Here is a 14,193-nt window from a genome sequence, read left to right as displayed (position 1 = left end):
ACTCAAGGCTGGGGCGGCCTCGGTCAGCCGCAGGCGGTGATCCGCCAGATCGTGGCGGTCGGGCTCGTCGCAACGACCTCCATGCTGTCGGTGGGCCAGTGCGCGAGCTCGGCGTCCCAGCGCAGTGGGGCCCCGCTGTAGCCCGATGCCGGGCGGTCCACGCTCAGGTAGTACTCGGCGCCGATGTCGGACAGGAGCTCGCAGGTGCGGCTGCCGGGTCGCAGGTCGGGGGCGGATGCGGCCAGCTCGGCCTCGGCGGTGCCTGAGGCAGGTGCCGACCGGATGGGGTAGGCGACCCGGACCGCCCCCAGGGACCACAGGTAGGAGGTGCCCAGGGACGGGGCGCCGACGACGACGGCGTCCGCGGGCAGGACATGCCCGGCGCGCTCGTAAAAGTCGACCTCCTCGGGGGTGATGAGCGTGCCGTAGGCGATCCGCCCGGCGTCGTGGACCGAGGCCCCCAGGGCGGCCGTCAGGGGCAGCCTCGCACCGGCCGCCGCCAGGGCCACCGCGAGGAGGGCCGCGCCGGCGCGTCGGCCCGGCCGGTGCGCGAGCAGCCATCGGCAACCGGCGAAGGCGAGGGGGAAGGCGGCGATGAGCACGAGGGGCTCGATCCGGGACTTCTGGAGGTACCACGGGAAACCGACCTGCCTGCCCCACCACTGGGGTCCGCCGACCAGGACGACGAGCAGGAGGGCACTCAGCGCGGTCATCGTCCACAGGCGCGTCCCCTCCTGCCGGCTCCGCGCCCCGATCACCGCCACAACGAGCAGGACGATGCCGGCGGGCAGGCCGCGGGAGGCCAGCGGGCCGTACTGGGGCAGGTCGAGCAGGGCCTGGCCGAGGGTCCCCAGGGCCGAACCCCCCGGACGCGAATACCCGAGGACGGAGGCCAGCGACGCCCGCATGAGCCATGCCCCGGCGGCGGTCACCAGGAGCGCGACCGCGCCGATGGCCGCCACGCGCCGTCCCGGGGGGCCGTCGGCACGCAGGCGGCGCAGCCCCAGGAGGAGCCCGGCCGGCCCCAAGAGCACGGCAAGGTTGAACAGGCCCGTGCCGTGGGCGGCCACCGCGCCCCCGGCGGCACCCGCCAGGAGGAGCACGGAGCGCCGGGCCCCGGTGGTCCGGGCCGGCACTGCGGGGCTCGCGCGCAGCAGCCGCACCGCCAGGACGAGCACGCCGGGCAGGCACAGGACGGACAAGGCGTAGGGCCAGACCGCCAGCGAGGTGAGCAGGACCGTGGGGGCCGCACAGGCCGAGGCCAGCACCGTCGTCACCGCGACGGCCCGCCCCCAGTGCGCGAGCTGCGGCGAGCCGGGCCCGCCGAGCACCTCGACGCCGAGGGCGGCGACGCCCACCGGCCAGCAGACCGCCCCGAGGACCACGATGAGGGCGTTGGTCGCCACAACCGGCGTGCCCGGCAGGAGGGCGGCGGTGCCGTGCCACAGGGTCGGGTAGTAGGAGGAGGCGCCGTGGTAGAGCAGGGCCAGGCCCCCCAGCGGTGAGGCGCTGCCCGACTCCCGGACGGCCTGGACTCCGTTGATGTGGAAGACCGCGTCGTAGGCCTGGACTGGGGAGTCCGGCGCTCCCATGCCCAGGAGCAGGCCGGCCCCGGCCACCGCGGCCGCGCAGCCCACCGCCGGACCCACCGCCGGACACGGTCCGGCGGCCTCGAGCCCGGGCCACCGGCCGCGCAGAAGCAGGGCGGGCGCGCTGAGCACGACGGTGACGGCGGCCAGGACAACCCATCCCCCGGGCACCCAGGCCAGGCCGAGTACCGAGGCCGCAAGCTCGGCGGAGCCGATGGCCAGACAGCTCAGCGGCAGCGCCGCACCGACGGTCGCCCAGCCGCGCAGCCCCCAGGAGCGGCCCAGGGCCCAGCCCGGCGCGAGGAGGAGCGCCGTGCCCACCGCCAGGCCGGCGAGCAGCGCCCACCACCCGTTCACGGTGTCGCCGCCCGGGTCGACACCCCGGTCACTCCTCCCACCCGCAGGCGGTGATGAGCCACAGGGAGTGGGTGCCGTCGGTGGCCACAAGCCGCAGCGCGCCGATGGGGAAGTTCTTGAGGGAGTTGCGCCAGCGGGCGCGCTCCCCGCCCGCGGGAACGCGCCCCTCGGAGCGGTCGGCGTCGAGGTAGAGGTAGTGCGCGCCCAGCCTCCCCAACGCGGCGCAGACCTCGGGGTCGGTGCGGATCTCCGTGGCATGCTCCGAGACGTAGAGGCGGTCGCGCTCGGAGTTGCGCCTCAGGCTGGGGAACACGACCTCCGTGCCGGTCAGGGACCAGTAGTAGGCCGAGCCGTTGGTCGGCTCGGACAGGATGATGGCCCCCTCGGGCAGGAGCTCGGCGGAGGACTCCAGGAACTCCCGCTCGCCGGGGGCGAGCATGACCGGCCACACGCTCACCTCGGGCTGGTAGGCGTAGGCCACGACCCGTTCGTGGAGCGGGGCCCGCACGGCGGCGGTGGCCACCGGCACGACGCCCGCGACCACTGCCAGCGCGCCGGCGACCGGCCGCCGCCACCGGCGATCACCGCTCGCCCCGGTGCGCTCGCGCTGGGCGCGGAGCTGAATGATCGCCTCGCGCAGGGCGGTGGCGGCCAGGACGAGCACCGGGATCTCGAGCAGCGGCAGGATGCGGGACTTCTGCACGTACCAGGGCGTGGCCAGGATGTGCAGGGGGCTGGCGCTCCACACCGAGGCCACGAGCAGGAACATCGCCAGGGCGGCGGCCAGCACGGCCCAGCGGTGGATCTCTCGGCGCACCGACACGACGACACCGGCCATCGCCATGATCGTCAGGAGCGCCGAGCCGACACCTGCGTCGGGGATGCGGTAGATCATGACGTCGTCGCGCAGCGCCTCGACGAAGACGGTGGAGACCAGGGCGCGCGAGCGGCTGTAGGACAGGAGCATCGACAGCTGGTCCCAGAAGACGCGGGCCCCGACGACCACGAGCAGGATGACGACCGCGCCCGCCGCCAGCACCATGAGACGGGAGTGGGGGGTGCGGTTCCACCAGCCCCGCAGGGCCTCCAGCGAGGCCACGAGGAGGACCGGTGCGCCCAGGACGGCCAGGTTGAAGGCCGCCGCGCCATGGACATAGACCAGTCCCATGGCCGCCAGGGCGGCGGCCAGCGCGCCGCCCCGGGGGGACTGCGATCCCCGGCGCAGGTAGAGGGCGGGCACCCGGCGAGCCGTGACGATGAGGGCCAGGACACCGGGCAGCAGGCACACCGACCAGCCGTAGGGCCACAGGGTCGTCATCATGACGAAGGGGGCGGTGGCCGCGGTGGCCGCCAGGGTCCCCGCAAGCACCGGCAGGCCGTCGAGCACGGTGCGCCTGCCCACGGGGAACAGCGCGGCCAGGAGGGAGGCGCAGCCCAGGGGCCACACGAGTGCCAGGCCGACCAGGGCGACGAGGTTGGCGCTCGTGGGCACGGTCGCGGGCAGGATCGCGACGAGCGAGTGCCAGGAGACCGGGTAGTAGTGGATCTCGCCCCAGTACATGGGGGCCAGGGCCCCCACCGGGTAGGCGTCGAGCAGGGTGCGCACGTAGGCGGCGGCGTTGAGGTGCCACACGCCGTCGGAGGCCTGCATGGCGGCATCGATGTCCCGCGCCCCCACCATCCACGCCGTGCCGGAGACGAGTGCGGCCAGGCCCAGTGCGATGAGCAGCGGCGGCCAGGGCCGCGGCTGGGGGCCGGTCTGCCGGCCCCGCATGGTCAGGCGGCGCAGCGGGAGGGCGGCGAGGGTGAGCAGGGCCAGGCCCGCCAGGACCGTCGTGCGGGTCCATGCCAGGCCCGTCCAGTGGTAGACGATCGCCAGCCCGCCCATCTCGAGGGCGGCGATGGCGGGTGCGCCCGCCAGGGCCTGGAGGCGCAGGACTCCCAGGCCTCTGAGCAGCACGTAGCCGGGGACGAGAAGGATGGAGAGGAGGACCAGCGCTGCCGTGAGGGCCACCGCTGGGGTCACTCGCCCCCGCCGATGGTCAGACGGGGTGTGCCGACCCACAGGGCGGGGTCGGTGGCACGGCGCCCGTCGAGCAGCAGCCGGATGCCGGGCAGGTCGGCCGGTGTCAGGGCCGCGTACTCGGCGTGGTCGGCCTGGACGACCGCCACGTCGACCTGCTCACCGAGGTGGTAGGGCGTCCACCCGAAGGCGGTGATCTCCGCGTCGGTGTACATGGGGTCCTGGACGAGGACCTCCGCGCCCTTGGCGCGCAGGGCGGTGACGGTGGGGAACACCCCGGAGAAGGCGGTCTCCTTGACCCCGCCCCGGTAGGAGGCCCCGAGCACCGCGACCCGCAGGCCCGTCAAGTCCCCCATAATCTGCTCCGCGCGGGCGACGACGTAGTCGGGCATCGTGGCGTTGAAGCTCCGGGCCGTGCGCACCACCGAGGCGTCGGGGTCGGTCGACAGGTACAGGCGCGGGTAGACCGGGATGCAGTGGCCGCCCACCGCGATGCCGGGGCGGTGGATGTGGGAGTAGGGCTGGGAGTTGCAGGCCTCGATCACCTTCTCGATGTCGAAGCCGGCCTTGTCGGCGTAGACGGCGAACTGGTTGGCCAGACCGATGTTGACGTCACGGTAGGTGGTCTCGGCGAGCTTGGCCATCTCGGCGGCCTCGGCGGTGCCCATGTCCCACACGCCGTTGGGGCGGGGAAGGTCGGGGCGGGGGTCGAAGTCGAGGACCTGCTCGTAGAAGGCGATGCCCGCCCGCGTGCCTGCCTCGTTGAGGCCGCCGACGAGCTTGGGGTAGCGGCGCAGGTCGGCGAAGACCCTGCCGGTCAGGACGCGCTCGGGGCTGAAGACGAGGTGGAAGCCGGTGCCCTCGGCCAGGCCGGAGATCCGCTCGATCATGGGCTTCCAGCGGTTGCGGGTCGTGCCCACGGGCAGGGTGGTCTCGTAGGACACGAGCGTGCCCTCCGTCAGATGCTCGGCAAGGGAGGCGGTCGCGGCGTCCATCCACGTGAAGTCGGGCTCCCACGTGGCGTCGTCGACGAAAAGCGGGACGACCAGGACGACGGCGTCGGCACCGGGGACCGCCTCGGCGTAGTCGGTCGTGGCACGCAGGGCGCCCGTGCCGGTCGCCGGGCTGAGGGCCGCCAGCTTGTCGGCCAGGTGCGCCTCCCCGGGGAAGGGCTCGGTCCCGGCGTTGACTGCCTCGACGGTGGCGGGGTTGATGTCCACCCCGACGACCTCGTGGCCCTTCTCGGCGTACTGGACGGCCAGGGGCAGGCCGATCTTGCCCAAGGCGACGACGGCGATGCGCATACGAGCTCCTTCGTGAGCGGTGTCCGGTGGGCTCCAGCGTACCGCCTCGCCCCGGCGTGTCTGGGACGGGCTCAGTCCTCGGCCCGCGGGCCCTCGAGCAGGGCGTCGTAGGAGCCGCGCACGACCGACCAGTCCCAGCGGTCCAGCACGAGGCGGGCCTGGGCCTCGCGGTAGCCGTGGTCGTCGGCCAGGACACGGATCCGCTCGACCGCCTCTGCGGGGGTGCGCACCACCCACTCGGTGGGGAACAGCGCCCCGGGCCCGCCCCAGGCGGCGACATCGGGCCAGTCACGGCACACGGGCAGGGCGCCGGAGGCGACGCCCTGGATGAAGCCCTCGTGGGTCCCCTCCCGGCGGGAGGAGGACACGATGACGGCCGCGTCACGCAGGTGCTCGGCGACGACGTCGGTCTGGCCGGTGATGGTCACGGCCTGCCCGAGCCGCTCGATGCGGGCGTGGACCTCGGCGGCGGTGCGGGCCTGGGAGGCGGTCAGCCCGGTCGCCTCGGGGAAGTCCGGCCCGATGAGCAGCAGCCGCCACGAGGGGTCGTCCTGGCGCAGCAGGTCGAGCACGTCGAGGGTCCAGCCCGGGTCCTTGCGCACCGAGCCCCACCCGACCATGGCGATGGTCCTGGGTGCCCGGTCGGTCTTGGGCAGGTGGTAGTCGGTGAGCACGGCGCGGTTGGGCAGGGTGACCCGCTCCAGCCTCCGGGGCAGGTCGAGGCTCTCCTCGAGGAGCGCGCTGATCGCCGGGGAGACGGTGAGCAGGACGTCGACGGCCGACCAGTCGACGAGCTGAGGCCAGGGCGTGGAGGCCTCGAAGGAGTGCACGCGCACGATGAGGCGCGCCCGCGGCGCCAGGTAGGGGCGCACGAGGCTCACCCACACCGCGGCGGCGGCTCCCCACTCCACGAAGATGGTCTCGGCCCAGGCCAGGTCCTGCGCGACGGGCTCGGGCACCTGGGGAGGTGCGCCGGCGCGTGCGGTGCGCAACCGCTGGGCCAGCAGGCCCTGGCGGGAGGGGCGGGTCGGCAGGACCCCGGGGGCCCCCGGGTCGAGGGTGCGCACCTCGTAGCGGGGGTCGGCGCGGTAGTCCGCGACGATGTCGCGCACGAAGTTCCAGTTGGTCATCGAGACGAACAGCACCCTGCGGGGACGGTCCGCACCCGTCTGCGGGTCTTGCCGGTCCTCGCCGGGATCAGCCGACTCGGCCGGCCCGGCAGCCTCAGCGGATGCCGACCCACCGCCCTCGGGGGCGCGGTGGGGGGAGGTGAGCGCAGCCCAGGCGTGGGAGGCGTGCAGCGCCCCGAGGTGGTCGACGGGGTCCTCCGCCAGTGCCGAGGGGGACGATGAGAAGTGCAGCTCGGGGTGGAACAGCAGGCGCAGGACGGCGTCGAGGAGCTCCTCGGTCCTGCGGTCCTGGCCGGCCAGCCAGGAGGCGTCCGCCAGCGCCAGGGTGGCCTCGAGGGCGGGGCCCCAGCGGCGGGGCTCCTCGGCCGCGTCCAGGGAGACGGCGGCGTCCTCGACGGCCAGGACCGCCTGCTCGGGCCCGGTCAGCCGGGCGGCCGCGGCGGATAGCAGGCCGTGGGCGCGGCCGGTCGAGCCGCGGTCGGACAGGAACCGGGCACGACGGGAGGCCTCAAGGGCGGCGTCCAGGGCGCGGCCGCGTCGGCGGGCCAGGGTCAGGCGGCTGAGGGTCAGGGCGACCAGCGCCCTCTCCCCGGTGGGCGACGAGGCCGCCCGGGCGAGCAGACCGATGACTCCCGTGGCCGAACGAGGCATGTTTCCTCCCGTGGTTCAGGATCGGCTGTCGGCGGGCACCATCTTGGTGAGCACCGAGGCCCCCATGAGGCGCAGGGGAGCCTCACGGGACAGGATAGTCAGCGGGCTGCCGGTCAGCAGCGTGGAGGGCCGGCCGTGGCGGCGCCGGGCGGCACTGCGGGAGATCAGCTCGCTCGCCGGCACCTGCGGGTCGAGGCAGGCCCGCAGCAGCGCGGTCTCGGCCACCGACAGCACCGTGGCGTAACCGGGGGCGAAGGCCTCGAGGTGGGCGGCGCACGCCGCCAGGTCGGCACGCTCCTGCGGGGTCCAGGTCGAGGCATCGGGCCGGTAGTGGACGGCGCCGAACAGGTGGATGCGAGCCATCTTGGCGGCCACGGCGCGCCGTGAGCGCAGGTCCAGGGCACGGGCCCAGTCCTGGTCGAGCAGCTCGTCGAGGAAGCCGAGCTGCTCGGCGATCGGCCGCACGACGTAGGTGACCCGGTCCGAGGCGTCCTCCCCGATAAGGTAGACCGGGCCGCGGGCGTCATAGGCGGTGGGGACGGTGGCGAACATGCGGGTGACCATGGCGACGTCGCCGCCCACGGTGGCCCCCTCGACGAGCCACAGGTCCTCACGGGCCAGCATCGCCACGCTCATGAGGCCCAGGGGCGCCGAGCGGTAGGACAGGCGGTCGGCGACCAGGGAGGCGGTGGACAGGCCGCGGCCGATGAGCGCCAGACGCAGGACCAGCGGCCGGGGCACCGCGCTGCGACGTGGACCCAGACCGGCCAGGGTGGGCCCGAGCAGGCGGGTGGGGCGCGCGGCGGGGGTCGGCACGATCGTGCGAGGGGTGCCCAGGGCCAGGCGGGGGACGATGAACTCGGCCCCGGTGGCGCGGGCCAGGCGCAGCCAGGAGGCGACCGCGCCGGGAGCCAGGGAGTCGTCGGAGCCCATGATCGACACCCACGGTGTGCGGGCCGCCCGGATGCCCGCGTTGAAAGGACCCGAGGCCGAGGGGCGGGGGTCGCGGTGCTCGAGGTAGCGCACGCGGCCGCGGTGGACGGGGTCGATGACCTGCGCAATCTCCTCGGCGCGGCGGTTGTGGCACACGACCGTCACGCAGGCCTGCGGGTTGCCCTCGAGCACGGAGGCGACGGCGCGGCCCACGGGACGGGCGGGGTTGTGGCAGGCGATGACGACGTCGACCACGGCGCCACCGGGCTCCGGGCGGCCCAGGTCGGTGCGCGCGGTGGTCGACGGCCCGGCCGGGCGGTCCTGCGGGGCCGTGGCCTGCGGCGGCAGCGCGCTCACGGCCGCGCCCTCCCCTCGGTGCCGGTCCCGGCGGCGGGCTCGGCGCCGCCGTCGGCCGGGTCCCCTGCGACCCCGGGCTCCCGGTCCGGCGCCCAGGGGCCGGTGCGTGGGGCGAGGGCCTCGCGGTAGGCGCGGTTGTAGCCAGCGGCGACCACCGGTGTGGAGAAGGCGTCGCCGATCGTCGCGGCGATGGAGCGGGCGCTGGCGGCCCGGGTGGCGGTGTCGAGCTCGACCACCGCCTGCGCCCAGTCCTCGGGGGCCCGGGAGTCGACGAGGCGGCCGCTGCGCTCGGTGAGGTACTCGCCCTGGCCGCCGGTGGAGCCCACGACGCAGGGCCGGCCTGCGATGACGGCCTCGGCGGCGGAGACGAAGAAGTTGTCGGCGCGGGTCGGCCCCAGGAAGAGGTCGGCCCCGGCCAGGGCGTTTCGGACCCCGGCGGTGTCCAGGGAGCCGGTCAGGGTGATGCGCCCGGCCAGGTCGGGGGCGGCCGCACGGGCCTCGACCTGCTCGCGCAGCGGACCCTCCCCCACCCAGGTCAGGTGGGCGTCGACGCCGCGCGACACGAGCGCCGCCACGGTGTCGAGGGCGAGCATCGGGTCCTTGCGCTCGATGAGGCCGCCGACCCCGACCATCCGCAGGGCGCCGTCGGCCCGGTCGCGGCGCTCCGCGGGCTCGTAGGGCTCGACGATGCAGGGCACCACCTCGGTGGGGCGCCGTCCGCGCACGGCACGCACCGGGGCGGCCAGGAACTCGCACACGGCGGTGGCCACGTCGGGCAGGGCCAGCAGGCGGGAGATGGCCGGCAGGGCGAGGCGGGCCGCCCTCGGCAGGGTCCCGGGGGTGGTCAGGGCCGACCAGTGCTCGGTGTGGACCCAAGGGGCCTCGGGCCGGCGCAGGGCCAAGGGCTCCAGGGAGGAGAAGGCCATGGAGTGGACGAGCTGGGCACCACGGAGCGCCGGGCCCAGGGCCCGGGCAGCGCGCGCCACCGACCGGGGGTCGGCCGGGCGCATGGGGATGCGCAGCACCTCGACGCCCTCGTGCCGCAGCCTCCGCGTGCCGTCGTCGTCCCCCGGTGGGACGAGGTGGACGACCCGCACCTCGTGGACCGTGGCGATGGCCGCCAGGTCGCGCACGACGAAGCTGCCCCGGGCCGGGGCCCTCCTCGTGGGGTACCAGGTGGTGACGGCGGTGATCCTCATGAGGCGCCCTCCTCATCGGTGTCTGGCCCCTGTGCGGTGGTGGGCAGGCGCAGGGCAGGGTCGAGGGCCGCAGCCCGCTCGTCCAGGGCGCGCACCGCCCGCCACCAGGGGCCGACCTGCTCCTCGGCGCTCAGCGGTCGCGCCGCCCGGTGGGAGGCGGCCTTGCCTGCGGCCACATCCGCGTCACTCAGAGCGTCGATCGTGCGGGCCAGGGAGGCGGCGGTGAAGTCCTCGGTGACGGCGCCCAGGTGGTGCTCGGTGACGACGCGGGCCATCTCGGGGCTCGGTGAGACGACGACCGCCAGCCGGGCCTGGACGAAGTCGAAGAGCTTGTTGGGCAGGGTGTGGCGGTAGTTGAAGGACACCGGGGGGATGGAGAAGACCCCGACGTCGTAACGGGCCAGGGTCTCGACGAGCTCGGCGTAGGGGACGGGGTCCATGACGCGCACCCGGCCGGGAGCCAGGCCGGCCGCCTGCTCGCGCAAGGCCTCGATGACGGCCGGGTCGTTGCGGGTGAGGTAGAGGTCGAGGGTGGCCTCCCGGTTCGTCAGCCCCATGGCCTCGACCATGATCTCGAGGTGGCGGTCGGGCAGGGCCGCCCCGGAGTGGACCAGGCGCAGCGGGCGGCCCGCACCGGTCTGGACGGGGGTGGGCTCCGCGGCGCGGTAGGGAGTGGCGTTCGTGACGACCTCCGCGGCCAGCCCGTACTCGCGGGCGTAGGCATCGGCCAGGCCGCGGGCCACGGTGGTCACCGAGTCGGCGCGGGTGACGTAGGTACGGCACAGCCAGCGCACGTAGGGAGCCACGAAGAGCCTCCAGCGGGCGACCCCCTCCTTCTGCCGGGGGGCGTACTCGTGGAGGTCGGCGTGGACGCCGCCGGGCGGCCGCAGCCACAGGGCCAGGGGGACGGTCTCGGCGTCGTCGGCCAGGACGACGTCCCACGAGCCGGGTACGAGGTGGCGGCGGCACCATGCGACGACCTCCTGGCCGGCCTGTGCCTGCTCGAAGCGTCGGGCGATGAGGGCCGAGCGGTCCAGGCGCCAGGACACGAGCCCGTCGGGGATACGCACGTGGCGGGCCACGCCCGCAGGCGCCTCCCCGTAGCCGCAGGTGGTCACCTCGTGGGTGGGGGTGAACAGGCGCACCTGCTTGAGGACCCGGGCGTCGGAGGTGATCGGCGACAAGGAGATGATGAGCAGCCGCGGGCGGCGGCCGGTCCCGGGGGCACGGTCCGGCGCGGCGGGGCCGGTGCTGGTACCGGGGCTGGTACTCGCTGTCATGCGCGTCCTCCCATGAGGGCCTGACGGTAGGCGCCGAGCAGCGCCTCGGCCTCGTTCTCCCAGGTCAGCGACGGGGCTGCCGCGCGGGCGGCGGCCCGGTAGCGCCCGGGGTCGTCCAGGATCGTCGAGATGGTCGCGGCCAGCGCGCCGGGGTCCTCACCGTCGAAGACCTCCCCGACCCCCAGTCCCTCGACGACGGCCCGGATGTCGGGCAGGTCGGCCGCGGCCACGGGCAGGCCCGCACGGATGGACTCGAAGAGCTTGTTGGGCAGGGCGAAACGGTAGGACAGGCAGGTGGGGCGGACATGAACCACCGACAGGTCGGCGTCGGCCAGCGACTCGGCCACCTCGTGGGGGGCCACGGGCCCCACCCGGTGGACCCGGTCGGCAACCCCCGCGCGCCGGGCCGCCTCCTCCAGGGCGGCCAGGTAGTCCGGCTCGCCGTAGCCGAGCATGACGAGGTGGACGTCGTCGGGCAGCTCGGCCAGGGCGGCGATGGTCTCCTCCAGACCGCGCGAGGTCGTCAGGCGCCCGCCGTAGGCGATGACGCGGGCCTCGGGCGCCAGGCCGGCCAGCGCGCGCAGGCGTCCGCGGGCGGGGTCAGGGGGCGGGCCGGCGACCGGGATGTTGCGCACGAGCACCGGTGGCGCCGACAGATGGTAGTGCTCATCGAGCCACTCGACGATCGAGGGCGAGACGGTCACGACGGCGTCGGCCCGCTCGATGCCGCGGGTCTCGATGGCCGCCTCGACGCGGGGGGCCACCGGGCGGTCGGGGCGCACGTTGCGGTGGCGCCACAGCTCGTGGGAGTCGTAGACGAGCCGGGCGCCGCAGCGGTCGACGACCCACAGCGCCGGGGCCAGGGTGTTGGCGTCGTTGGCGTGGACGACGTCGGGGCGCCAGGCCAGGACGGCGCGGGCGGCCCGCAGCCAGTAGGCGGACAGCGACACCGTCCTGTAGGCGCGCATGGCCACGTCGGCGCCGACCCGGCCCAGCACCGCCCCGGCGGCGGCAAGGCGCCGCTGGGGCGCCGGCCCCCGGGCGGGCTCCTCGGGCGGGACGGGGTGCTGGTCGGGGGACGTGTCGGGGGTCGGGTCCGCCTGGGAGGCGTGGTCAGGCGCTCCGTCCTGGGGCCCGTGGTCCTGGGGCTCGTGCGCGTCCTGGGCGGAGGAGGGCAGGGGGCTGGGCCCGCCCCGTCGCAGCGGTGCGGCCACCCCGGCCAGGCTGAACTCGCGGAGGCGGGCGATGTCGAGGCCCTCGTCGATCTCCTCCACGCCCGGCCCGTAGCCGGCGCGGGGGCGCGCCACCGCGAAGATGCGCACCGTCGCACCGGCCGACCGCAGGGAGGCCGCCTCCTTAAGGACGCGCGTGTCGTTGTGCGCGTCGTTGTAGACGAGCATGGCCACGCGGGGCCCGCGGCCCCGGGAGCGCGGAAGGGTCGGTGTCGTCATGAGCCCTCCTCAGTGGGGTGGACGGGCTCGGCGCCGTCCAGGAGCCCCGCCAGCGCCGCCTGCTGGGCGAAGTCGGGGGCGGCGGCGACGACTTCGTCGAAGGTGCCGGACGCCTCCAGACGAGCCTCGCGCATGAAGCACACTTGGTCGGAGTGGCGGATCGTGGCCAGGCGGTGGGCCACGACGATGACCGTGACCTCGCCGCTCAGCTCGCTGACCGCCCGGGTGACGGCCGCCTCGGTGGCCGTGTCGAGCGCCGAGGTCGCCTCGTCCATGATGAGCACGAGGGGCTCGGCGTACAGGGCGCGGGCGATGCCCAGGCGCTGGCGCTGCCCGCCGGAGAGCTTCATGCCGGACTCCCCCACTGGCTCCCAGATGCCCTCGGGGCGCTCCTCGATGATGTCGAGCAGCTGGGCGCGGCGCAGGGCGCGGCGCACCCGCTCGACGTCGATCGTGCTCGTGTCCCACGACAGGGCGACGTTGTGGGCGACCGTCGAGTCGAACAGCGAGACCTCCTGGGGCACGTAGCCCACCCGGGAGCGCCATGACCGCAGCACCTGGCGCAGGTCGGTGTCGTCGATGCGCAGCTGGCCGCCAGTGGGCTCGAGCAGACCGAGGATGAGGTCGACCAGGGTCGACTTGCCCGAGCCGGAGGCCCCGACGAGGGCCAGCGAGGTGCCGAACGGCACGGCCAGGCTCACCGAGTCGACGGCGGGGCGCTCGGCGCCGGGGTAGGTGAAACTGACCTCGTCGAGGACCAGGGCGCAGGCGTCGTCGGGCAGGTGCGCGCCGGCGGCGACCTCGGCGTGCTGGGCGCGGTTGACGCGGCCGTCCTCGATCTCGGCCAGGACCCGCTCGGCGTGGGGGATGTTGGCGCCGGTCTGCCCCATGATCGTCTGGAAGCGGGTGATCGAGGGCACGACCCGGAACCCGCACACGCCGAACAGCGCCAGGGAGGACAGCGCCTCGTTCATCCCGCCCTGGGCGTAGCCGATCCCCCCAGCCAGGACGAGCCCGCCGACCAGCGCGATCTCGAGCATGTACCGGGGCACCGCCCCCAGGAAGGACTGGTCGGCGCGAGCCACTGAGGCGCGGCGCCGCTCGGCCAGGACGACGGCCTCGAGCTCGCCGGCCTTGTCCCTCAGGGTGATCTCCTTGAGGGAGTGGACCATCTCGGAGACCAGACGCACCGCCTTGACCGAGTAGGTGCGGTTGTCCCGCCCGGCCGCCACGGCGCGGCGCAGGACCCACAGGTACATGACGGCGGCGACCAGGACGAAGTACAGGACCGTCACGACGGCCATGACGGGCCGGGCGACGATGAGGACCGCCATGACCGCGATGAAGGTGCACACCTCCCCGGCGAGCTGGGTGAAGGGGATGAGGACGCCCGAGACCGTCGAGGCAACGCCGACGTCGGTGGAGCGCACGAGGTCGGTGGAGTGTCGGCGCAGGCGCTCGGACCAGGGGGCGTAGAAAAAGGAGTCGAGGAGCTGGGCGCCCAGGTTCTGCTCGAAGTCGGCGAAACGGCGGGTCGAGACCCGCTGGATGAAGATCGCCAGGAGGTCCTTGGAGATGATGAGCAGGCACACGACGGCCAGCAGCGCCGTCATCCCCCCTCCGGCGTCGATCCTGGCGCCCAGCACGGGCACGGTGATCGAGGCGCCTGTCATCAGCGGGGTCATGAGCAGGGCCAGCAGGCCCAGCGCGGCGACGTCGAGCAGCGACAGTGCGGAGAAGAGGCCGGCGAAGGTCAGGATGAACCGCGAGCTGCCGTCGGGCAGCACCCGCAGCAGGGATCGCACGGTGCGCAGCAGCAGACTCACCCGGCGAGTATATCGGTGCACGCACCCGAGCTCGGTGGTCGCGCACCGCCGCATGCGCGACACCGCAGTCAGACCTTAGCCTTGATGTTTCGT

Annotated in this window: 9 protein-coding genes; all 9 read right to left on the bottom strand. The window is 74.7% G+C overall.

Annotated features, from left to right (window positions below):
• Positions 1-23: 23 nt before the first annotated feature.
• Positions 24-1,946: a DUF6541 family protein gene (locus Q4C85_RS00420; protein WP_303138417.1), complete on the bottom strand. Its 1,923-nt coding sequence runs from the start codon at positions 1,944-1,946 to the stop codon at positions 24-26.
• Positions 1,947-1,974: 28 nt separating this feature from the next.
• Positions 1,975-3,960 (bottom strand): DUF6541 family protein, encoded by a 1,986-nt coding sequence (locus tag Q4C85_RS00415; protein WP_303138415.1) that lies wholly within the window; start codon positions 3,958-3,960, stop codon positions 1,975-1,977.
• Positions 3,961-3,968: 8 nt separating this feature from the next.
• Positions 3,969-5,273, bottom strand: a complete 1,305-nt coding sequence (locus tag Q4C85_RS00410) for a nucleotide sugar dehydrogenase (RefSeq protein WP_303138412.1) — start codon at positions 5,271-5,273, stop codon at positions 3,969-3,971.
• Positions 5,274-5,344: 71 nt separating this feature from the next.
• Positions 5,345-7,054 (bottom strand): glycosyltransferase, encoded by a 1,710-nt coding sequence (locus Q4C85_RS00405; RefSeq protein ID WP_303138410.1) that lies wholly within the window; start codon positions 7,052-7,054, stop codon positions 5,345-5,347.
• Between the two features lie 15 nt (positions 7,055-7,069).
• Positions 7,070-8,344, bottom strand: a complete 1,275-nt coding sequence (locus Q4C85_RS00400; protein ID WP_303138408.1) for a glycosyltransferase — start codon at positions 8,342-8,344, stop codon at positions 7,070-7,072.
• On the bottom strand, positions 8,341-9,543 hold the full coding sequence (locus tag Q4C85_RS00395; RefSeq protein WP_303138406.1) for a glycosyltransferase family 4 protein: 1,203 nt from the start codon (positions 9,541-9,543) through the stop codon (positions 8,341-8,343). The genes Q4C85_RS00400 and Q4C85_RS00395 overlap by 4 nt, the downstream gene beginning before the upstream one ends.
• Positions 9,540-10,823 (bottom strand): glycosyltransferase, encoded by a 1,284-nt coding sequence (locus tag Q4C85_RS00390; RefSeq protein WP_303138404.1) that lies wholly within the window; start codon positions 10,821-10,823, stop codon positions 9,540-9,542. Before Q4C85_RS00390 ends, Q4C85_RS00395 begins: the two co-directional genes overlap by 4 nt.
• Entirely contained in the window at positions 10,820-12,274 is a 1,455-nt protein-coding gene (locus Q4C85_RS00385) for a glycosyltransferase (RefSeq protein WP_303138402.1), read from the bottom strand. The genes Q4C85_RS00390 and Q4C85_RS00385 overlap by 4 nt, the downstream gene beginning before the upstream one ends.
• Positions 12,271-14,100 (bottom strand): ABC transporter ATP-binding protein, encoded by a 1,830-nt coding sequence (locus tag Q4C85_RS00380; RefSeq protein WP_303138401.1) that lies wholly within the window; start codon positions 14,098-14,100, stop codon positions 12,271-12,273. The genes Q4C85_RS00385 and Q4C85_RS00380 overlap by 4 nt, the downstream gene beginning before the upstream one ends.
• Positions 14,101-14,193: the final 93 nt, after the last annotated feature.

This window comes from Actinomyces sp. (assembly GCF_030524025.1).
GTDB lineage: Bacteria > Actinomycetota > Actinomycetes > Actinomycetales > Actinomycetaceae > Actinomyces.
This window is presented reverse-complemented; position numbering and strand designations above follow the sequence as displayed.